The 21,261-nt window shown below is 65.4% G+C and carries 19 protein-coding genes; 15 read left to right on the plus strand and 4 right to left on the minus strand.

Features of this window, described 5'->3' with window-relative positions:
- Positions 1-124: 124 nt before the first annotated feature.
- From LB518_RS22305 to LB518_RS22330, 6 genes are all read left to right on the plus strand, one after another.
- Positions 125-931, plus strand: a complete 807-nt coding sequence (locus LB518_RS22305) for a creatininase family protein (protein ID WP_224580036.1) — start codon at positions 125-127, stop codon at positions 929-931.
- Between the two features lie 193 nt (positions 932-1,124).
- On the plus strand, positions 1,125-2,711 hold the full coding sequence (locus LB518_RS22310; protein ID WP_224580037.1) for an ABC transporter substrate-binding protein: 1,587 nt from the start codon (positions 1,125-1,127) through the stop codon (positions 2,709-2,711).
- A gap of 55 nt (positions 2,712-2,766) precedes the next feature.
- Positions 2,767-3,777 carry an ABC transporter permease subunit gene (locus LB518_RS22315; RefSeq protein WP_224580038.1) on the plus strand — a complete coding sequence of 337 codons (1,011 nt, stop codon included), beginning with the start codon at positions 2,767-2,769 and terminating at the stop codon, positions 3,775-3,777.
- On the plus strand, positions 3,767-4,684 hold the full coding sequence (locus LB518_RS22320; RefSeq protein ID WP_224580039.1) for an ABC transporter permease subunit: 918 nt from the start codon (positions 3,767-3,769) through the stop codon (positions 4,682-4,684). Before LB518_RS22315 ends, LB518_RS22320 begins: the two co-directional genes overlap by 11 nt.
- Positions 4,684-5,691: an ABC transporter ATP-binding protein gene (locus LB518_RS22325; RefSeq protein ID WP_224580040.1), complete on the plus strand. Its 1,008-nt coding sequence runs from the start codon at positions 4,684-4,686 to the stop codon at positions 5,689-5,691. Before LB518_RS22320 ends, LB518_RS22325 begins: the two co-directional genes overlap by 1 nt.
- Entirely contained in the window at positions 5,688-6,683 is a 996-nt protein-coding gene (locus LB518_RS22330; RefSeq protein WP_502845870.1) for a dipeptide ABC transporter ATP-binding protein, read from the plus strand. Before LB518_RS22325 ends, LB518_RS22330 begins: the two co-directional genes overlap by 4 nt.
- On the opposite strand, the gene LB518_RS22335 is transcribed toward LB518_RS22330, so the two are convergent.
- Positions 6,680-7,180 carry a cytochrome b gene (locus LB518_RS22335; RefSeq protein WP_224580041.1) on the minus strand — a complete coding sequence of 167 codons (501 nt, stop codon included), beginning with the start codon at positions 7,178-7,180 and terminating at the stop codon, positions 6,680-6,682. The two genes, LB518_RS22330 and LB518_RS22335, sit on opposite strands and share 4 nt — an antisense overlap.
- A gap of 197 nt (positions 7,181-7,377) precedes the next feature.
- On the opposite strand from LB518_RS22335, the gene LB518_RS22340 reads away from it, so the two are divergent.
- The 6 genes from LB518_RS22340 to LB518_RS22365 all read left to right on the plus strand — a co-directional run bounded on the left by LB518_RS22340 (position 7,378) and on the right by LB518_RS22365 (position 13,424).
- Complete coding sequence (locus LB518_RS22340; protein ID WP_224580042.1) at positions 7,378-8,463, plus strand: CobW family GTP-binding protein; 1,086 nt, start codon at positions 7,378-7,380, stop codon at positions 8,461-8,463.
- Between the two features lie 11 nt (positions 8,464-8,474).
- On the plus strand, positions 8,475-8,951 hold the full coding sequence (locus LB518_RS22345; RefSeq protein WP_224580043.1) for a group II truncated hemoglobin: 477 nt from the start codon (positions 8,475-8,477) through the stop codon (positions 8,949-8,951).
- A gap of 13 nt (positions 8,952-8,964) precedes the next feature.
- Positions 8,965-9,948, plus strand: a complete 984-nt coding sequence (locus LB518_RS22350; RefSeq protein WP_224580044.1) for a WD40 repeat domain-containing protein — start codon at positions 8,965-8,967, stop codon at positions 9,946-9,948.
- Between the two features lie 67 nt (positions 9,949-10,015).
- Positions 10,016-10,879: a lytic transglycosylase domain-containing protein gene (locus LB518_RS22355; RefSeq protein ID WP_502845871.1), complete on the plus strand. Its 864-nt coding sequence runs from the start codon at positions 10,016-10,018 to the stop codon at positions 10,877-10,879.
- Positions 10,880-11,041: 162 nt separating this feature from the next.
- Positions 11,042-12,856 (plus strand): amidohydrolase, encoded by a 1,815-nt coding sequence (locus LB518_RS22360; RefSeq protein WP_224580046.1) that lies wholly within the window; start codon positions 11,042-11,044, stop codon positions 12,854-12,856.
- 49 nt (positions 12,857-12,905) lie between these two features.
- Positions 12,906-13,424, plus strand: a complete 519-nt coding sequence (locus LB518_RS22365) for a DUF2937 family protein (protein ID WP_224580047.1) — start codon at positions 12,906-12,908, stop codon at positions 13,422-13,424.
- A 6-nt stretch (positions 13,425-13,430) separates the two neighbouring features.
- On the opposite strand, the gene LB518_RS22370 is transcribed toward LB518_RS22365, so the two are convergent.
- The 3 genes from LB518_RS22370 to LB518_RS22380 form a co-directional block, all read right to left on the minus strand.
- Entirely contained in the window at positions 13,431-14,870 is a 1,440-nt protein-coding gene (locus tag LB518_RS22370) for a homospermidine synthase (protein WP_224580048.1), read from the minus strand.
- A gap of 133 nt (positions 14,871-15,003) precedes the next feature.
- Positions 15,004-15,558: a GNAT family N-acetyltransferase gene (locus LB518_RS22375; protein ID WP_224580049.1), complete on the minus strand. Its 555-nt coding sequence runs from the start codon at positions 15,556-15,558 to the stop codon at positions 15,004-15,006.
- 12 nt (positions 15,559-15,570) lie between these two features.
- A complete protein-coding gene (locus tag LB518_RS22380; protein WP_502845872.1) occupies positions 15,571-16,704 on the minus strand; it encodes a type III PLP-dependent enzyme in 1,134 nt (377 codons plus the stop codon).
- Between the two features lie 754 nt (positions 16,705-17,458).
- On the opposite strand from LB518_RS22380, the gene LB518_RS22385 reads away from it, so the two are divergent.
- The 3 genes from LB518_RS22385 to LB518_RS22395 are packed head-to-tail and all read left to right on the plus strand — an operon-like array spanning position 17,459 to position 21,243.
- The gene (locus tag LB518_RS22385; RefSeq protein WP_224580051.1) at positions 17,459-19,048 is read left to right on the plus strand and encodes a gamma-glutamyltransferase family protein; all 1,590 of its coding nucleotides are present in this window, start codon (positions 17,459-17,461) and stop codon (positions 19,046-19,048) included.
- A gap of 43 nt (positions 19,049-19,091) precedes the next feature.
- Positions 19,092-20,333 (plus strand): amidase, encoded by a 1,242-nt coding sequence (locus tag LB518_RS22390; RefSeq protein ID WP_224580052.1) that lies wholly within the window; start codon positions 19,092-19,094, stop codon positions 20,331-20,333.
- 4 nt (positions 20,334-20,337) lie between these two features.
- On the plus strand, positions 20,338-21,243 hold the full coding sequence (locus LB518_RS22395) for a LysR family transcriptional regulator (protein WP_224580053.1): 906 nt from the start codon (positions 20,338-20,340) through the stop codon (positions 21,241-21,243).
- Positions 21,244-21,261 lie beyond the last annotated feature (18 nt).

Below are 21,261 nucleotides of genomic sequence, written 5' to 3' on the forward strand. Positions count from 1 at the left end.
CGACGAAAGAAAGTCTGGATTGCCGGGTCAAGCCCGGCAATGACAGGCGAGAGATAATTCAAGCCGGCGAAAGACTATTGGCGTCGGCCAAAGACCATCCGAGCAGAAGAGTGAGCAGCGCGACATGACCCTCCCCCGCCCCTATTGGCACGAAATGCAGGCCCCGGACTTTCTTGGTGGCGAGAAGAACTGGATCGCCGTCCTTCCCGTCTGCGCCATCGAGCAGCATGGACCGCATCTCCCCGTCTATACCGATCATTGCATCGGCGAAGGCATGGTGAAGCGCACGGTCGAGCTGCTGCCAGAAGGGCTGCCGGTGACGTTCCTGCCGATCCAGCCGATCGGCAAGTCGAACGAGCACATCGCGTCGCCCGGAACCATCACCTTCTCCTGGGAAACGGCGCTTCGCATCTGGATGGAAATCGGCGATTCGATCGCCCGCGCCGGTGTCCGCAAGCTCGTCATCGTCACCTCGCATGGCGGCAATGTTCCCGTCGCCGATATCCTGGCCCGCGAACTGCGCATCAAGCATAGCATGGTCGCGGTCTCGACCGGCTGGGCCGGTGCGGGTGAGCCGGCCGGCCTCGTGCCGCCCGAGGAAGACCTCTACGGCATCCATGGCGGCGATGTCGAAACCTCGATCATGCTGCATTTCAGGCCCGACCTCGTAAAGATGGACAAGGCCGAGGACTTCCGCTCGCAGCAGCTCGATCTCCTCAAGGAGTTCAAGCGGCTGCGCTTCCACATGGCGCCCGCGCGCATCGGCTGGCAGGCGCAGGATTTGAACCCCGCCGGAGCCGTCGGCAACGCGGCTCGCGCCACGGCAGAGCGCGGCCGCCTGATCGTCGATCATCAGGCCAGAGCGTTCATCGAACTGCTGGAAGAACTGGCGCGCTTCGACCGCTCACGCCTCTGGCATGCCGTGATCTGATACCGTTCAGCAGACCCCTCCACTCGAAGCGCTTTGGATGAACCGGGCGCGCGGCAAGTTTTAACTTGCTTTCGGTCGCCGCCTCGGCTCGATTTGAAGGTGATCGCCCGTTCGAGATCCACGACAGATGGATCCGATGCAGGGGCGAGACCGGATCGCGCCGTGTCGGCGCCCGCGTGAGGGGACTTTTGCGATGAAAAGACTGATGGGCCTTCTGGCTGCGACCATGCTGGTTGGCGGCCTCGCCGCAGGGGCAGAAGCGAAAACTCTGGTCTACTGCGCCGAGGGCAGCCCCGAGAATTTCAATCCGCAGATCAACACCACCGGAACCTCGTTCGACGCCGCGCGGCCGGCCTTCAACCAGTTGGTCGAGTTCGAACCGGGCACCACCAATGTCATTCCGGGCCTCGCCGAATCCTGGGACGTCTCGCCAGACGGGCTTGAGGTGACCTTCCATCTGCGCAAGGGCGTCAAGTTCCATTCGGTGAAAGGCTTCACGCCGACGCGCGACTTCAACGCCGACGACGTGCTGTTCTCGTTCAACCGCATGTGGAAGGAAGACAGTCCCTATCACAAGGTTTCCGGCGGCGCTTATGACTACTTCAACGACATGGGCATGCCGGATTTGCTGAAGTCGATCGACAAGGTCGACGACTACACCGTCAAGTTCACGCTGACCCGTCCCGAGGCGCCGTTCCTGGCCAATCTCGCTATGGACTTCGCCACGATCCTCTCGGGCGAATATGCCGATGCGATGCTGAAGGCCGGCACGCCCGAGCAGGTCGACCAGGTGCCGGTCGGCACCGGGCCGTTCGAATTCGTCGCCTACCAGAAGGACGCGGTCATCCGCTACAAGGCGTTCCCCGAATATTGGGGCGGCGCGCCGAAGATCGACCTCGTCTTCGCGATCACCAAGGACGCGACACAGCGCTGGTCGAAGGTTCAGAAGGGCGAGTGCCAGGTCATGCCCTATCCGAACCCGGCCGACCTCGAAGCGATCGGCAAGGATCCGAACGTCAACCTGATGCAGCAGGCCGGCCTCAATATCGGCTACATGGCCTTCAACGTCACCAAGAAGCCGTTTGACGACAAGCGCGTCCGCCTCGCCATCACCTATGCGATCGACAAGGACGCGATCCTCAAGGACGTCTATCTCGGCGCCGGCCAGCCGGCCAAGAACTTCATCCCGCCGACGATCTGGAGCTACAACGACGCGATCGTCGATTATCCGCATGACGTCGACAAGGCCAAGGAACTCCTGAAGGAGGCCGGGCTGGAGAAGGGTTTCGAAACCGACATCTGGTGGATGCCGGTGCAGCGCCCCTACAACCCGAACGCCAAGCGCGTCGCCGAGATCATCCAGTCCGATCTCGAAAAGGTCGGCATCAAGGCCAATCTCGTTTCCTATGAATGGGGCGAATATCGCAAGCGCATGCAGGCGGGCGAGCACCAGATGGGCCAGCTCGGCTGGACGGGCGACAATGGCGATCCCGACAACTTCTTCTTCCTGCTCGGCTGCGACGCGGCCCGCGACGGCGGCCAGAATATCTCGAAGTGGTGCAACAAGGACTTCGACGACAAGCTGAAGAAGGCCAAGAGCATCACCGACAAGGCCGAGCGCACCAAGCTCTATGAGGAGATGCAGGTCATCGCCCATGACGAGGTGCCGGTGTTCAACATCGCCCATTCGGTCGTGTTCGAACCGGTCCGCAAGGAAGTCGTCGGCTACAAGGTCAGCCCGCTCGGCCGGCACGAATTCGCCGCGGTCGACCTGAAATAGGCACGCGCGCGACGGCGGGGAGACGACTGCCCCGCCGCCGCCGCCGGTCACGCCCATGTTCGGATTCATCGTCCGGCGAACGCTTCTGGTCATCCCGACCTTCCTTGCGATCGCCTTCCTGACCTTCGTCGCGATCCGCCTCGTTCCGGGCGATCCCATCGAGGTGCGCACCGGCGAGCGTGGCATCTCGCCCGAGCGCCTGGCGGAGTTTCGTCATCAGCTCGGCCTCGACCAGCCGGTCTGGAAGCAGTTCATCGACTATCTCTGGCAGATCGCCCATGGCGATCTCGGCACGTCGATCTCGACACATGCGCCGGTGCTCCAGGAATTCCTGACGCTGTTCCCGGCAACGATTGAACTCGCCCTCTGCGCGATGATCTTCGCGGTCGTGCTCGGCATCCCCGCCGGCGTCATCGCCGCGACACGGCGCGGCACCTTCATCGACTATTCCGTCATGGGCGTCGCGCTCACCGGCTATTCGATGCCGATCTTCTGGTGGGGCTTGCTGCTGATCCTGTTCTTCTCGGTCCAGCTCGACCTGACGCCGGTCTCCGGCCGCATCGACCTGCTCTATTATTTCGAGCCGGTCACCGGCTTCATGCTCATCGACAGCCTGCTGTCCGACCAGGACGGCGCGTTCCTTTCGGCGCTCTCGCATCTCATCCTGCCGACCATCGTGCTCGGCACCATTCCGCTCGCCACCATTGCCCGCATGACGCGCTCGACGATGCTGGAAGTGCTCGGCGAAGATTATGTCCGCACGGCACGGGCCAAGGGCCTCTCGCCGTTCCGCGTCGTCGGCATCCATGCGCTGCGCAATGCGCTGATCCCGGTCGTCACCGTCATCGGCCTGCAAATCGGCAGCCTGATGGCCGGTGCCGTGCTGACGGAATACATCTTCTCCTGGCCCGGCATCGGCACATGGCTGATCGAATCCATCCAGCGCCGTGACTACCCGGTGCTGCAGGGCGGCATCCTGCTGGTCTCGGGCATGGTCATCCTGGTCAACATCTTCGTCGACGTCCTCTATGGCGTGCTGAACCCGAGGATCCGTCATGGCCGCTGATCGATCCCCCGCAGCCGATGCGGCCGTCGCCGCGGTCAAGCCGCCGCCCGGCGCCTTTGCCCCCTTCTTCCGCGACTTCTCCGAGAACCGTGCCGCGCTGATCGGTTTCATACTGCTCGGCCTGCTCGTCTTCATCGCCGTCTTCGCCAACTTCCTCGCGCCTTACGGACCGAGCGAACAGTTCCGCGACTTCGTGCGCGTGCCGCCGATGTGGGTCGAAGGCGGCACGGCCGCCTTCCCGCTCGGCACCGACGAGGTCGGCCGCGACATGCTTTCGCGGCTGATGTTCGGCGCCCGGCTGTCGCTGTTCATCGGCGTCGCGGTGGTCATCGCCTCGATGTTCGCCGGCATCGCGCTCGGTCTCGTGGCGGCGTTCGCGCCGGGCTGGCCGTCGATCGTCATCATGCGGGCGATGGACGTCATCCTGTCGGTGCCGAGCCTGCTGCTCGCCATCGTCATCGTCGCGATCATCGGCCCGAGTCTCACCAACACCATCGTCGCGATCACCGTCGTCTACCTGCCGAATTATGTCCGCCTCGTGCGCGCCTCGGCGCTCAGCGAGAAATCGCGCGACTATGTGATCGCGGCACGGGTCGCCGGCGCCGGCACGCTGCGCATCATGTTCCTGACGGTGCTGCCCAATTGCATGGCGCCGATCATCGTGCAGGCGGCGCTGACCATTTCCAACGCCATCCTCGAAGCCGCCGCGCTCGGCTTCCTCGGCCTCGGCGCGCAGCCGCCCTCACCGGAATGGGGCGCGATGCTCGCCTCGGCGCGCGAGTTCCTGCAGTCGGCGTCCTGGATCGTCACGGAGCCGGGCCTGGCGATCCTCATCACCGTCCTCTCGATCAATCTCGTCGGCGACGGTCTTCGCGACGCCCTCGACCCGAAGATGCGGAGGAGCTGATGGCGCTTCTGGAAATCAACGATCTCTCGGTCGATTTCGCCACCGCCTCCGGGCAATTCCGCGCCGTCGACGGCGTTTCGCTCAGCGTCGATGCCGGCGAGATCCTGGCGATCGTCGGCGAATCCGGTTCCGGCAAATCGGTCGCGATGCTGGCGGTCATGGGGCTGCTGCCCTGGAGCGCGACCGTGACGGCAAAGCGGCTCGCCTTCGACGGCCGCGATCTGCTGACGCTGACGTCGCGCGAGCGGCGGAAGCTCGTCGGCAAGGACATGGCGATGATCTTCCAGGAGCCGATGTCGAGCCTCAACCCGTGCTTCACGGTCGGCTTCCAGATCGGCGAGGCATTGAAAGTGCATCTCGGCCTCGACAAGGCCCAGCGCCGACAGCGGACGATCGAGCTTCTGGCGGCGGTCGGCATTCCCGATCCGGAGCGGCGGCTCACCGCCTTCCCGCACCAGCTTTCAGGCGGCATCAGCCAGCGCGTGATGATCGCCATGGCGCTCGCCTGCCGGCCGAAACTCATCATCGCCGACGAGCCGACGACGGCGCTCGACGTCACCATCCAGGCACAGATCCTCGATCTCCTGATCGCCCTGCAGCGGGAGACAGGTACCGGCCTTGTGTTGATCACCCATGACATGGGCGTCGTCGCCGAAACCGCCGAGCGTGTATCGGTGCACTATGCCGGACAGAAGATCGAGGAACAGCCGGTCCGGCCGCTGTTCGACGATCCGCATCATCCTTATACCGCCGCCCTCCTCGCCGCGCTGCCGGAACGCGCCAAAGGCCGCTTCCTGCCATCGATTCCTGGCACCGTTCCGGGTCAGTTCGACAGGCCGCCGGCCTGCCTGTTCGAGCCGCGCTGCCGCTTCGCCACTGATCGCTGCCGGGAAAAAGTGCCGCCGCGCCAGGGCGCCATCGCCGGTTTCGCGCTCTGCCACTACCCGCTTGTCCACGGCCGGCCGCTCGGCCATCCCCGGCCGGAAGGGCGCGAGGTGGCGGCATGAACACGGTGATGAACGATGACCGCACGGTCCTGACGGCGCAACACCTGGCGCGCCATTACGAAGTCGGAGGCGGCGCTTTCCGCAAGGGGGCGACGATAAAGGCGCTTGCCGATGCGAGCTTCACGCTGGAGGCCGGGCGAACGCTGGCCGTCGTCGGCGAATCCGGCTGCGGCAAGTCGACCCTCGCCCGCCTCGTCACGATGATCGAGCCGCCGACGGCCGGCTCGCTCACCATTGCCGGCGTCGATATCGTCGGCGCCGACCGCGCGGCGCTCGCCCGCCTGCGCTCACGCGTGCAGATCGTATTCCAGAACCCCTATGGCTCACTCAACCCGCGGCAAAAGATCGGCGCGGCGCTGGCCGAGCCGCTCGTCATCAACCGCAAGGACATGAGCGCGGACGACCGGCGCACCGCCGTGCTTGAGATCCTGCGGCTGGTCGGCCTGCGTCCGGAGCATGCCGATCGCTATCCGCACATGTTCTCGGGCGGCCAGCGCCAGCGTATCGCCATTGCCCGGGCGCTGATGCTGCGTCCGGATATCCTCGTCCTCGACGAGCCTGTGTCAGCGCTCGACGTGTCCGTGCAGGCGCAGGTGCTCAATCTGCTGGTCAAGCTGCAGGAGAGCCTCGGCCTCGCTTATCTCTTCATCAGCCACGGCCTCTCGGTCGTCCGGCACATGGCCGATGAGATCGTCGTCATGTATCTCGGTCGGATCGTTGAGCAGGCGCCGCGCGACGTCCTGTTCGCCGGCCCGCTTCATCCCTATAGCCGCGCGCTCCTCTCGGCGACGCCGGTCGCCGATCCGGCGCGGGAGCGCGAGCGCGTGCCGCTGAAGGGCGAATTGCCCTCGCCTTTCAATCCGCCGCGCGGTTGTGCCTTCCACACGCGCTGCCCGCTCGCTTTCGACCGCTGCCGTGTCGAGCGCCCGGAACTCACCTGGCACGGCGAGACCAAGGTCGCCTGCTGGGCCGTCGAGCGCGACGACGCCTAGCGGGCCGGCACGAACATGCGCCGGAGCGTGCCGTCCTTCAGCCAGAGCTGGTGATAGAGCGCGCCGAGCACATGCAGCGCAATCAGCACGATGAAGGCCGGCTTGCCGAGCTCATGAATTTCGCCGACCTCTGGCCAGACATAGACCGCGAGCAGGCCGGTGACAGGCATGGCGACGAGCAGGATATAGAACAGCCAGTGCGCGGCATGCGCCAGCGTATCGAGCACGGGCGTTCCTGAGGATTGCGGGTCAGGCGCACCGCCGGCGAGCCGCACGGCGAGGCGCAAGGCTACGAGCACGAGGATCGCGATGCCGACCCAGTAATGCGCCGAGGCAAGCGTCGCATCGGTCGGATCGAGTTCCGTACCGCGCCGCGCGGCGCGGGTTGCCGTCGACATGCTTTCGCCGAAAATGAGCTGGAAGAAAACCAGCGCTGCGATGACCCAATGCAGCAGAATCTGCACGCTCGAATATCCACCGATGGTCCGGCCGTTCACGGCAATCTCCCCGAATGTCAGGAGATAGCGGCCTACCCGCCACCACCCGTAAGCTGGAAGAGTTCTAAACTGTGGACAGTACCGATGGAAGCTTCTTCCGGTTGAAGACTGATGCAATCGGGCCTGACATCCCCTATATCACCTGCCTCTGACCCCATCCTTCAAGCGGCGCCAGGCGCCGCCCCGGAGATTGCCTCATGACGGAAACCCAGGCCACGGTCACTCAGGTCCCGGTCACCGTGCTCACCGGCTATCTTGGCGCCGGCAAGACCACGCTTCTGAACCGCATTCTCTCGGAGAACCACGGCAAGAAATACGCCGTCGTCGTCAACGAGTTCGGCGAAATCGGCATCGACAACGACCTCATCGTCGAGAGCGACGAAGAGATCTACGAGATGAACAACGGCTGCATCTGCTGCACCGTGCGCGGAGACTTGATCCGCGTCGTCGAAGGGCTGATGAAGCGGCCCGGCAATTTCGACGGCATCCTGGTCGAGACCACCGGCCTCGCCAATCCGGCCCCGGTTGCGCAGACCTTCTTCATGGACGAGGACGTGCGCGCCAAGTCGCGGCTCGACGCCGTCATCACGGTTGCCGACGCGCTCAACCTCCTGAAGCGGCTCGACGATGCCCCCGAGGCTGAGGAGCAGATCGCCTTCGCCGACGTCGTGCTGCTCAACAAGATCGATCTCGTCAGCCCGGAAGAGCTCGCCAATGTCGAGCGCCGCATCCGCGCGATCAATCCGCACGCCACGATCCACCGGACCGAGCGCTCTGCCATCGACCTCGACAAGGTGCTCGACCGCGGCGCCTTCGACCTCGACCGCATCCTCACGCTCGACCCGGAATTTCTCGAGGGCGAGGATCATGACCATGATCACGTCCATGACGAGAATTGCGGCCACGACCACCACCATCATGATCACGACCATGCCCATCACGGCCATGATCATGACCATCACCACGATCATACGCGCCACGACAATTCGGTGTTCAGCGTCTCGCTGCGCGGCGGCGTGCTCGATCCGCAGAAGTTCTTCCCCTGGATCCAGGAGGTGACGCAGGTCGAGGGTCCGAACATCCTGCGTCTGAAGGGCATTCTCGCCATGGACCGCGACCCGGATCGCTATGTGATCCAGGGCGTGCACATGATCATCGAGGGCACCCATCAGCGGCCGTGGCGCGACGACGAGAAGCGCGAGAGCCGCATGGTCTTCATCGGCCGCAAGCTGAATGAAGAGGCGATCCGCAAGAGCTTCGAAGCCTGCCTCAAGGCAGCCTGAGCAAGCGAGTGATGGAAAGCGCGGACACCATACCGACGCTGGTTGACTGGGCGGGCGGCGTTGAGCCGTTTCGCAGGCTGACCGCGCTTTTCTACGCGAAGGTGCCCAAGGATGCGATCCTGGGGCCGATCTTTGCCGGCATGGACCCGCATCACGCCGAGCATGTCGCGGCCTTTGTCGCCGAGGTGCTCGGCGGACCGCCCGACTATACGGCGAGCGGCGGTTCGCATCGCGCGATGATCGTCCGGCATATGGGGCGACATCTCACCGAAACTCAGCGTCGGCGCTGGATCGACATGATGCTGGACACACTCGACGAGGCCGGGCTTCCGGCCGACCCGGAGTTCCGCGCAGCGGTCGTCGGCTATCTCGAATGGGGCACTCGCCTCGCGGTGATCAACTCGGCCGACGGCGCCGTGCCGCCCCCGGAGGGCGCGCCGATGCCAGGCTGGAACTGGGGACCGCCCGGCGGCCCTTATCGCGGTTAGTTTCAAAGGCACCATGCCCAGCATCCAGTCCTTCCCCCTCGGCGCCTATGTCGTCGCCGCCACCTTTCTCGGTGATCGTCCTCTCGTCGCGCTTGGCGATGGCAAGGTCGCGCTGATCGACGGCGCGGCCGCCGAAACGCTCGGCGTTCACGCCGGCGGCCTGCTCGCCGCCGCGCGCACTGAAGCCCGCGATCACCTGATCACATCCGGTGACGACGGACGGGTCATGTCGATCGATGCGAGCGGCACCCTCCATGAGATAGCCACGCGGCCGAAGAAATGGATCGACCAGGTCGCGACAGGCCCCGGCGGCGTCATCGCCTTTGCCGGCGGGCGCGAGGCGGTCGTCGTGTTCCCCGACGGCAAGGAGAAGCAATTCGCGCATGAGCGCACCGTGGCCGGCCTCGCCTTCGCGCCGAAAGGCGTTCGTCTGGCCGTGGCGCGCTACAACGGCGTCTCGCTGTGGTGGGTCGGCACGGACGCGAAGCCGACCGAGTTCGAATGGAAGGGCTCGCATATCGGCGTCACCTGGTCGCCGGATGGACGCCATGTCGTGACCGCGATGCAGGAGAACGCACTGCATGGCTGGCGCGTCGCCGATGGCGGCGGCAACATGCGGATGTCGGGCTATCCCGGCAAGGTCAAGTCGATGTCCTGGTCGACCAAGGGCCGCTTCCTTGCCACCTCAGGCGCCGAAATGGCCGTGCTCTGGCCGTTCCACTTCAAGGACGGCCCGATGGGCAAGCAGCCGCTGCAGCTCGGGTTGAGCGCACAAAGCGTCGTGACGCAGGTCGCCTGCCACCCGACCGAGGATGTCGTGGCAATCGGCTACAAGGACGGCTCGATCATCGCGGCGCGCTTCGCCGATGGCGACGAGGCGCGGCTGCGCAAGGCCGAGGGCGGCCCGGTCAGCGCGCTCGGTTGGGACGCCGCGGGCATCCGCCTCGCCTTCGGCACCGAGGACGGGACCGCCGGCATCGTCGATCTCGCGGGCTGACACCCTCCCCGCTTGATCGCCGCGCGGCGAGGCGGCAGCATGGCCCGACCTTCAGGACCGGCCATCCATGCTGCGAGCCATGCTTCCGATCATGCGACGGTCCTGCCTTTGGCTGGCCGCGGCGGTCCTATGCGCGATGGCTCTTCCGGGCCTCGCGGTGGCAGCGGCTGAGGAAACGACCGAGGAAACAATCTGCCGGCTGATCGAGCAGGCGGCCGGGCAAAAGGCGCTGCCGGTCGATTTCTTTACCCGGCTGATCTGGCGCGAAAGCAGCTTCCGCCCCGGCGTCACAAGCGGCGCGGGCGCGCAGGGCATCGCGCAATTCATGCCCGGCACCGCAACCGAGCGCGGCCTCGACGATCCGTTTGATCCCGAACAGGCCATTCCCGCCTCGGCCGGCTATCTTTCGGAACTGCGCCTGCGCTTCGGCAATCTCGGCCTTGCGGCAGCTGCCTACAATGCCGGCCCGACGCGCCTTTCCGGCTGGCTTAGAAATGGCGGCTGGCTGCCGGCCGAGACCGAAGACTACGTGCTCTTCGTCACCGGCCGCAGCGCTGCCGACTGGCGCGACAATGGCATCCGTCCGCCAGACGACGACAAGGAACGGGGCAAGGACGACTGCGGACGGATCGTCGCTTCGATCCGCACTTATGCGCCGCGGCTGATCGAAGGCGCTTATGCGCCCTATGGCGTGCAGCTGTCCGGCAATTTCTCCAAGGCGCGCGCCATCGCCTCCTATCAGCGCATGGTCGGCCGCTTTCCTGCAGTCCTCGAAGGCCGGCCGACGCTGATCCTCGGATCGCGTCTCGCCGGTCGCGGCCGGCGGGCCTTTTATCGCGTGCGACTGCCTGCGCCTACGATGAGAGAGGCCGCCGGAATCTGCGCGAGCCTGCGCAGGGCCGGTGGCGCCTGCGTCGTCCTCCGCAACTGATTGCGCCGCCTGATCGACAGGCCGCCCATTAAATTCGATCAAATTTCATCTGCGTGTTTACACATCGTCATCTCACCATTGGCAAAATGAGATGGCCATTCAAAGTGAATCGCGCGATGCGGAAAGCAGCGCTCAAGCTTAGTGCCTCTGAGGGGAAAGACCATGTGCATCAACTGCGGACTGAATGAGGTGCTCGGCGCGTTCGTGGCGGCCAATCCGGGCCCGCTGGCATCGCGCTTTGCCGTCAGCCGGCGTGGTTTCGTCCGCGGCGCGCTGGCCTGCACGGCCGCGCTTGGTGCCAGCAGCATTCCTGCATTCGCCGCGACCGACGGCAAGCCGACCTTCATTTTCCGCGGCGGCAAGGTCTATACGCAGAACGACGCCCTGCCCTGGGCGGAGGCCGTCGCGGTGGATGGCAAGACGATCATGGCGGTCGGCACCAATGATGAAATCGACAAGCTGAAGGGGCCATCGACCAAGGTCGTCGAACTGGACGGGCGCCTCGTGTTGCCAGGATTTGTCGAGGGTCACATCCACCCCTTCCTCGGCTCATTTCTGACGTCGGGCGTCGATCTGCAGTTGCCGGATCTCGATGCCGTGATCGCCGCCATCGACAGCTATGCCAAGGCCCACCCGAAGGGGCCGATCCGCGGCTTCGGCTGGCGCGTCGACATGTTCCCGCCTGAGGGGCCGACCCGGCAGATCCTCGACAAGATCATCTCGGATCGCCCTGCCTTCTTCTTCGCTATCGACGGTCACAGCCTCTGGGCGAACACCAAGGCGCTGGAGATCGCAGGCATCAACAAGGACACGCCCGACCCGATCCCGCGCTTCAGCTTCTATGCACGCGACAGCGACGGCTATCCGACCGGATATGCGCTCGAAGTGAACGCCGTGCTGCAACTGGTCAATGCGGTGCAGCCGATCGCGCCGGCCGCCATGGGCCAGTTGATGGAGGAGTGGCTGCCCAAGGCCTCCGCCGCCGGCATCACAGCCATCTTCGACGCCGGCGTGCCGCCGATCGGCTCGGACCAGGCCGCGGTGCTGTCGATGTACACCAATCTCGACAAGCAGGGCCGCCTGCCGTTCCGGGTCGTCGGCTCCTATATCGTCAAGTCGCCGCCGGTCGACACTGCCGTCAAGGAACTGGAGGCGCTGCAGAAGACCATCAAGTCCGAGCTCGTCGAAATCTCCGTCATGAAGATTGTCGGAGACGGCGTGCAAGGCGGCTATACCGCATGGCTGGTCGAGCCCTATGCCGACAGGCCTGATTACCGCGGCGGCTCGCCCTTTTCGCTGGAGGAGTGGCATTCGCTGGTCGGGGCCACCGACGCCGCCGGCTATGACGTGCATATCCATGCCTGCGGCGAGGGTACGGCACGGATGGGGCTGGATGCGATCGAGAAGGCGATCGCCACCAACCCCCCGCGCGAGCGGCGCCACACCATCGCCCATCTCGTCTATGTGACCGACGAGGACATGCCGCGCTTCGGCAAGCTCGGCGTCAACTCGCAGTTCTCGGCCAACTGGTTCTCCGCCGATCCGGACACGCTCATCAACATGAAGCAGCGCTATGGCGCACGGGCGGATCTCATGTACCGGGCGAAGTCGGCGCTTGAGGCCGGCGGCACCATCTCCTTTGGCACCGACTGGCCGGCGGCGGGTTATTTCTCCACGTACAAGCCACTCGACTCGATCCAGATCGCGGTGACGCGGCAGCTGATCGGCAACAAGGACAATCCGATCCTGGTGCCGCTCGACGAGCGGCTGTCGCTCGCCGAGGCCGTTCACGCCAATACGATGGGCGCGGCCCGGCAGATCCGCCTCGACGACAAGATCGGATCGATCGAGGCCGGCAAGATGGCCGACCTCCTCGTGCTCGAACGGAACATCTTCGAGGGCGACGTGCATGACATCGCCAGCACGCGGATTGATCTGACGCTGATGAACGGCAAGATTGTGCATGGCAGCGCGTGAAGGAGCCAATGACGCCGGCGATCATTGAACCTCCATCAGGGAGCCCTCAATGATCGGACGGACCGCACTGCTCGCCGCCGCAGTCTTCGGCGGCGTCGTTGCCTCGCAGGCGCCGGAGTTCGCCCAGCAATATCGACAGCGTCTCGGCGGCGCTGTCGACGAGCTGCGCCGCGTCGTGGCCGATTTCGACCGCGACGCCGCAACGGCTGGCATGGATCGCGAGCGGGCGATCGCCAGTCTTCTCAGCGACGACACGAAGCTGGTGCAACTGCGCGGCGCCAGCACCGAGGCGTCCGTCGAGCGCTATGAACGCCTCAGTGCCCAGCAGGCAGCGTTCGAGGCGAGCGGCCCGCTCGGCCGTGTCGAGGCGGTGGTACGGGCGCCGGATCGCGAACTGGTCGACGCGACATGGCAGACCTATGAGCCAGCCGTTCCGACGACGACGGCCGGCGCGGTCACCGCGGCCATAGGCTTCGTGGCCGTCTACATTCTCGCAGCCTGCTGCCGTCTCGCCGCCGTGCCATTCAGGCGCCGGCGGCGGATGCGGGAGCGTCGCGAGATGGTGTAACCTCGATCAGCCGAGGCCGTGCACCAGCACGTTGCGGAACTGCCAGGGGTCGCTGGTATCGATGTCCTCAGGGAAGAAGCCAGGACGATCGGTGAGCGGCGTCCAGTCGGTGTAGACGCCCTCGACCGTGCCGAGATACGGCCGCTGGATGCGCAGGCAGAAGTGATAGTCCATCTCGTCCGCCTCGACGATGCCGGCGGCCGGATGCTCAAGTGCCCACACCATGCCCGCGACGACGGCTGAGGTCACCTGCATGCCGGTGGCGTTTTGATAGGGCGCGTTCTGCCTTGCTTCGTCGATCGTCAGGCGCGAGCCATACCAATAGGCATTCTTGGCATGGCCGTAGAGCAGCACGCCGAGCTCGTCGCGGCCGGCGATGATCTCCTCTTCCGAGAGGATGTGCTGCTTGGCCTGGCGTTGGCCTGACCGGCCGAACAATTCATGCAGCGACAGCACCGCATCGTTGGAAGGGTGATAGGCATAATGGCAGGTCGGCCGGTAGACCACCTCGCCTTCCTCGCGCACCGTGAAATGATCGGCGATCGAGATGGCCTCGTTATGCGTCACCAGGAAGCCGAGCTGCGGTCCCGGCGTCGGGCACCAGGAGCGCACGCGCGTATCAGCGCCTGGCCCAAGCAGAAAGATCGCAGCGCCCGAACCGGTGTCATGCGCGCGGGCATGATCGGGGACCCATTTCTCATGCGTGCCCCAGCCGAGTTCCGCCGGCTGCAGGCCCTCCGACACGAAGCCGTCCACCGACCAGGTGTTAACGAAGGTGTCGAGCGGCTTCGGATTGCGCGAACGCTGCGTGTCGCGCTCGGCGATGTGGATGCCCTTGACGCCGGTGGCGCGCATCAGCGCGGCCCATTCGCGGCGGCTCTTCGGCTCCTCGAAATCGATGCCGAGATCGCGCGCGACATCGACCAGCGCATGCTTGACGAACCACGAAACCATGCCCGGATTGGCGCCGCAGCACGAAACCGCGGTCGGCCCGCCCGGATGGGCGCGCTTTTCGGCCAGGAGTTCCTCGCGCAGCGCATAGTTGGAGCGCGAGGCCGGATCGGCCTTGTGGTCGTAATAGAAGCCCGGCCAAGGCTCGATCACGGTGTCGATATAGAGGCTGCCGAGCTCGCGCGTCAGCTTCATGATGTCGAGCGAGGACGTGTCGACCGAGAGATTGACGCAGAACGCCTGTCCCTCCCCGCCCGTCAAAAGCGGCGTCAGCACCTCGCGATAGTTTTCACGCGTCAGCGCGACGCGAACATGGCGCGCGCCGAAGGTGGCGAGCAGTCCGGCGTTCTCGTCGCCAGGCTCGACAACGACGATCTGCGCGCGATCAAGCGCGAAATGACGCCGAAGCAAAGGCAGGATGCCGCGTCCGATCGAACCGAAGCCGATAATGACCACGGGGCCATCGATACGACCATAGACCGGCCAACTTGCCATTTGCTCATTCTCCTTCATTCAACCCAACAGAACGCGGCTAACCTACAGTCCTTCTGTGACGAACTGAACCTTCATGAAAAAAGCCCGGCCGCTCCCTCGCGGGAACGGCCGGGCTCTGTCGTTTCGGCGAAGGTCAAGCTGCGAGGCGCAGCGGCTCCAGCACCTCGAAATCCGGTCCGACCAGCGACGGCGTCGCGAAATCGCCCGTTGGGAGCAGCATGCCGGCGGCACCCGACAGAGCGCCTTCCGCGAATTCGAGCGCCATGAAGCGACGACGGTCGACGGGCCCAGGCATCAGCAGCCGCGTCGTGAGCGCGACCGAAAAGCCGAAGCGGCTGTAATAGTCCGCGTCGCCGACGAGGATCACGGCCTTGTGGCCGAGCATCGCCGCGCGGTTCAGCGCTGCGCGCATCAGCTTGGAGCCGAGGCCTTCGCTCTGGCGCTCCGGCGCCACGGCGAGGGGGCCAAGCAGCAGCGCGTCGCGGCCGCCGGCCGCAACGTTCCACAGCCGCACCGTGCCGACCAGCGCATCGCCATCGCGCGCAGTGAGAGCGAGGCCGGCAGCCGGAAGACGGCCTTCGCGCAGGCGTTCGGAGCTCTTCAGGAAGCGGTCCGGACCCATCGCGCGGTCGAGCAGGAGTTCACGGGCGCCGGCTTCCGCCGGCGCCTCTGCGCCAATCACGATCATGATGCGATGCCTTCAGATCACGTAGGAGGCAAGCGGCTCAAAGCCGTTGAAGGCGACGGCCGAATAGGTCGTCGTATAGGCGCCCGTACCCTCGATCAGGACCTCGTCGCCGATCGAAAGCGTAACGGGCAGGTTGTACGGGGTCTTCTCGTAGAGCACGTCGGCCGAATCGCAGGTCGGGCCAGCGAGGATGCAGGGCGCGACGGTATCGCCGTCATGCGTCGTGCGGATCGGGTAGCGGATCGATTCGTCCATCGTCTCGGCGAGGCCGCCGAACTTGCCGATGTCGAGATAGACCCAGCGCGGATCATCCTCGCGGTCGCTCTTCTTGGAGATAAGCACGACCTCGGACTTGATGATGCCGGCATTGCCGACCATGCCGCGGCCCGGCTCGATGATCGTCTCCGGAATGCGGTTGCCGAAATGCCGCTTCAGCGCCTGGTCGATCGACGAGCCATAGCTCTCGACGCCGGGAACTTCCTTGAGGTAGCGGGTCGGGAAACCACCGCCGAGATTGACCATCGACAGCTGGATGCCACGCTCGGCGAGCGTCTCGAAGATGCCGGCAGCCGATGCGAGCGCGCCGTCCCAGGCTTCCGTGTTGCCCTGCTGCGAGCCGACATGGAAAGAGATGCCATAGGCGACGAGACCGAGGCGCTGGGCATGCTCGAGCACGCCGACAGCCATTTCGGGCTCGCAGCCGAACTTGCGCGACAGCGGCCATTCGGCGCCGGCGCCATCGCAGAGGATGCGGCAGAACACGCGCATGCCGGGAGCGGCGCGCGCGACCTTCTCGACCTCGGCTTCGCAATCGACCGAATAGAGGGCAATGCCGCGCGAGAAGGCGGCGGCGATGTCGCGCTCCTTCTTGATCGTGTTGCCATAGGAGATGCGGTCGGGCGTCGCGCCGGCGGCCAGCGCCATGTCGATTTCAGCCACAGAGGCGCAATCGAAGCACGAGCCGAGCGAGGCGAGCAGACGCAGCACTTCCGGCGCCGGGTTTGCCTTCACCGCATAGAAGATGCGGGTGTCAGGCAGCGCATGCGCGAAGGCCAGGAAATTTTCCCGCACGACATCGAGATCGACCACGAGGCAGGGGCCATCGGGACGTCGGGTGTTGAGGAAGTCGATGATGCGAGCGGTCATGGACATGATCCCAAGGGCCGAGCGAAGGCCCACTAAGCGTTGCGAAACGGCGAAGCGGAGCAGAGCCTTCGCGCCAACCGCTATGGACGCGGTGGGAACGTTGACAGAGCGCCGTTTTGCCGGCTAAGCCGGCAGATTTCGCGGGTGGCGGTCGCGGCTGGAACTCTCTCGAGTTTCGTGAGCGCCGCCGTCGCTTGGAACGGGAAGACCCGATCCGCACGCCCGGCAAGGATGTAGTGCCTCTTCAGTGACCACGGCCGATGGAGAGCCGGTAGAGACCAAAAAAGCCCGCTACGTCGTTGCTTCAAGTCGCGTCCTCCGCGGAGACGGAGTTCACCGGTTCGCTTTCCGGCTGCCGACCTTTCCAGGATCACTCCTGGACTCCTTCGTGGCCCTTTCGGGATCCACATGGGCGTCGCCCCGGCCTCTTGTCCGGAGCCCCACCGGTCGGCACGCAACCACAGGCACGTGCGATAATTGGGCAAGGCGTACGTATGATGATCGACCGTCGCATTCAAGCGGTTTTTGGTCTCGCGGCCAGAAAATTGCGGAAGGCGGCGCCGGCACCGCCCAAATCCGGAAAATCGCCCCGCGCGTGACACGAAACCGTCGCATTTCCCGCCGGAACACACGGATTTCATGCCCGCCGCTTTGTTGGGCGGTGCCTGCCCGATCGACATGCAGCGTGCTGATTCGGCCTTTTGAGCGGACCCGCTTTCGCTTAAGCACGAGGACACGGAAACGGGAGAGCGGCATGAGCGAAACGGTCGTCGGCGAAAAGGGCATGGTGGTGGCGCCACACAGGGCGGCCGCGGAGGCCGGCGCCGAGATCCTGCGGGCCGGCGGCAATGCCATCGAGGCGATGATCGCCACTGCGGCCACCATCGCAGTCGTCTATCCGCATATGAATGCAATCGGGGGCGACGGCTTCTGGCTGATCCGCGAGCCGGGCAAGGAACCGCGCTATATCGAGGCCTGTGGCGGAGCGGGCGCGAAGGCAACCATCCGCGCCTATCACGACAAGGGTCACGAGCGCATTCCCGTGCGCGGCCCCGACGCCGCCGTGACGGTTGCTGGTGCCGTCTCGGGCTGGGATCTCGCCTTCCAGCTCTCGCAAAGCTTCGGCGGCGCAATCGACCGCCGCACGCTGCTGGCCGATGCCATCGCGAGGGCCAAGAACGGCATCGCGGTGACACGGTCGCAGGCGCATCTCACCAAGGTCCATCGGGACGCACTCGCCGCCGCCCCCGGCTTCTCGGACGTATTCCTCAAGAACGGTGAGGCACCGGATCTCGGCGATACAATCTGCCAGCCGCGACTAGCCGAGACGCTCGACCAACTCGCCCATGCCGGCTTTCCCGATTTCTACCGAGGCGACGTCGCACAGGTCATCGCCGATGATCTCGAGCGCATCGGCGCGCCGGTGACGCGGGATGATCTTGCCCGCCACGAAGCGCGCTTCCGCTCGCCGCTCTCGGTCCGCCTTGGCGATGCGACCGTCTACAACGCCCCGCCGCCGACGCAAGGCCTCGCTTCGCTGATCATTCTCGGCATATTCGAGCGGCTCGGGGTCAAGCGCGGCGAAACGTTCGACCATGTGCACGGCCTCGTCGAGGCGACGAAGCGCGCCTTCATGATCCGCGACCGCGCCGTGACCGACCCGCTCTTTGCCGGCGACGTCTCGGTGCATCTCAGCCCGCGCGCGCTGGAACGCGAGGCAGCGGCTGTTGACATGAAGCGCGCCCTGCCCTGGCCGCAGGTAGCCAACAAGGGCGATACGGTCTGGCTGGGCGCGATCGACGCGAACGGCCTCGCCGTCTCCTATATCCAGTCGATCTTCTTCGAATTCGGCTCGGGTTGCGTCCTGCCGCAGACCGGCATCACCTGGCAGAATCGCGGCTCGAGCTTTTCGCTCGATCCGGGCGCGGTCAATCCGCTGGAGCCTGGCCGCAAGCCCTTCCACACGCTCAATCCGGCGATGGCGCGCTTCGACGACGGCCGCATCATGAGCTATGGCACCATGGGCGGCGAAGGCCAGCCGCAGACGCAGGGCGCCGTCTTCACCCGCTATGCGCGTTTCGGCATGGACCTCGCGGCGGCCATCGACGCGCCACGCTGGCTGCTTGGAAGAACCTGGGGTTCGGATGCCACAAATCTTCGCCTCGAAAACCGCTTCGATCCCGACCTCGTCATCGCCCTCCAGCGCGCCGGCCATGACGTCGAGGTGATCGATGAAGCCTATTCCGATGTGATGGGTCATGCCGGCGCGATCGTTCGCCGCAAGGATGGCCGTCTCTTCGGTGCATCGGACCCGCGCTCCGACGGCGCAGCCGTGCCGGCGTGATCTGAGCCGGCACGAGAATTGGCACAGGTCCGCAAATAAGGCTATGAAACGAACCATCGGCGGCCATGCCGATATCTTCCAGCCGAGCGAGCGTATCCTGATGCCAAGTGCCAACGATCCGGTCGATGCCTTCGTTGACTACGATGCGATTTCCGTCGCGTCGGCCAAGACGGGGCCTCTCGCGGGGCTGAGGTTGGCGGTCAAGGACCTCTACGACGTTGCCGGCTATCCAACAGGTGCCGGCCACCCGCTGGTTCGCCAGCAAAGCGCGATCAAGACCGCCAACGCGCCCGCCGTCCAGGCACTGCTCGACGCCGGCGCCGCCTTTGTCGGCAAGACGCATACCGACGAATTCGCCTATTCGATGAATGGCGAAAACGCGCATTACGGCACCCCGATCAATGTCCGCGCTCCCGGCCGCATTCCGGGCGGCTCGTCCTCGGGCTCGGCCGCGGCTGTCTCCGCCGGCCTCGCCGATATCGCCCTCGGTTCCGACACCGGCGGTTCCATCCGCGCGCCGGCCTCCTATAACGGCCTCATCGGCCTGCGCCCGACCTTCGGCCGCATCGACATCTCCAACGTGTTTCCGCTCGCCCACTCCTTCGACACCGTCGGTTGGTTCGCGCGCGATGCCGAAACCTTTGCCCGGGTCGGCGACGTGCTGCTCGGTCCCGACGCGACCGACACGCCGCTGACGCGTTTCATCGTCGGCGACGACATCCATGCTTTGCTCCTCGGCGATCTCGAGGAGGCCGCTGTCCGTTCCGCGACGCCGCGCATCGCCGTTCATCTCGAGCCCGCTGGCGCAGTGATCGTCGCGCAGGAAGGCCTCGCATCCTGGCGCATGATTTTCCGCACGATCCAGGCCTATGAGGCGTGGCAGGCCCACGGCGCCTGGATCACGGCCAACAACCCGGAATTCGGCCCCGGCGTCCGCGAGCGTTTCGAATGGGCGAGCCATGTCGCGGACGACGAATATGCGAGCGCCGGCGCCCGGCGCCGCCAGGTCCGCGAAAGGCTGACCGCGCTGCTCGGCGACGACACCGTCCTCGCCATTCCCACGACGCCGGGCATCGCGCCGCTCCGCGGGCTCGAGGGCGAGGTACTCGATTCCTATCGCAACCGCGCACTGTCGATGCTCTGTTCCGCTGGTCTTGCCGGGCTGCCGCAGATCAGCCTGCCGCTGGCGGAGCATCTCGACTGCCCGCTTGGCGTCTCGCTCGTGGCACCCGCGGGTCGCGACCAGGCGCTGATCGACCTCGCCCGCCGCATCATGGCAGGCTGAGCCCATGGACACGCTGACGCGGATGCGCACCTTCGTCGAAGTCGTCGAAGCTGGCGGCTTCTCGGCCGCCGCGCGCAAGATGGGACGATCGAAGGCCCTGATTTCGAAATATGTGCGCGAACTGGAGGACGAGCTCGGTGCCCGCCTCCTGAACCGCACGACGCGAACGCTCTCGCTGACTGAGGTCGGCCAGACCTATGCCCGCGACGCGACCGAAATTCTCCAGCGCATCGATGACCTGCAGACCTCGGTCGGCGATGCCCATGCCGCCGCGCGCGGTCGCCTGAAAGTCAGCGCCCCGCGCACCTTCGGCGACGGCGAACTCGGTCGCGCCATCATGGATTTCGTGATGGAGGAGCCGGATATCAGCCTTGAGCTGCATCTCGAGGACCGCTTCGTCGATCTCGTCGACGAGGGCTTCGACGTCGCCATCCGCATCTCCTCGCTCGGCGATTCAAGCCTCATCGCTCGGCGCCTCTCGGCCTTCCGCATCGTCTGCTGCGCCTCGCCCGAGGTCATTGCGCAATACGGCCTGCCGGAATACCCGATCGACCTGCTGGACCGCCCCTGCATCATCGACTGGAACGTCAATCGCGGCCATTGGCCTTTCATGGTCGAAGGCGAGCGCGTGACGATCCCCGTCAAGGGCCGCGTCGAGATCAACAGTCCGAGCGTCGGCCGCCAGGCAGCGCTCGCCGGTCTCGGCTTCCTGATGGTGCCCTACCTCGTCGTGCGCGACGACATCGAAAGCGGCCGGCTCGTTGCCGTGCTCGAGCCGTTCGAGACCTCGGCGGTTGCGATCCACGCCGTCTATCCGCACCGCCGCCATCTCTCCGGCAAGGTACGGGCCTTCATCGATTTTCTCGTGCGCTGGTTTGACGGCAAAGGCCCGCCCCCGGGTGGCTGCTGACCGGTCCGACACGATCTG

It is taken from the genome of Mesorhizobium sp. BR1-1-16 (assembly GCF_020165495.1).
Lineage (GTDB): Bacteria > Pseudomonadota > Alphaproteobacteria > Rhizobiales > Kaistiaceae > Kaistia.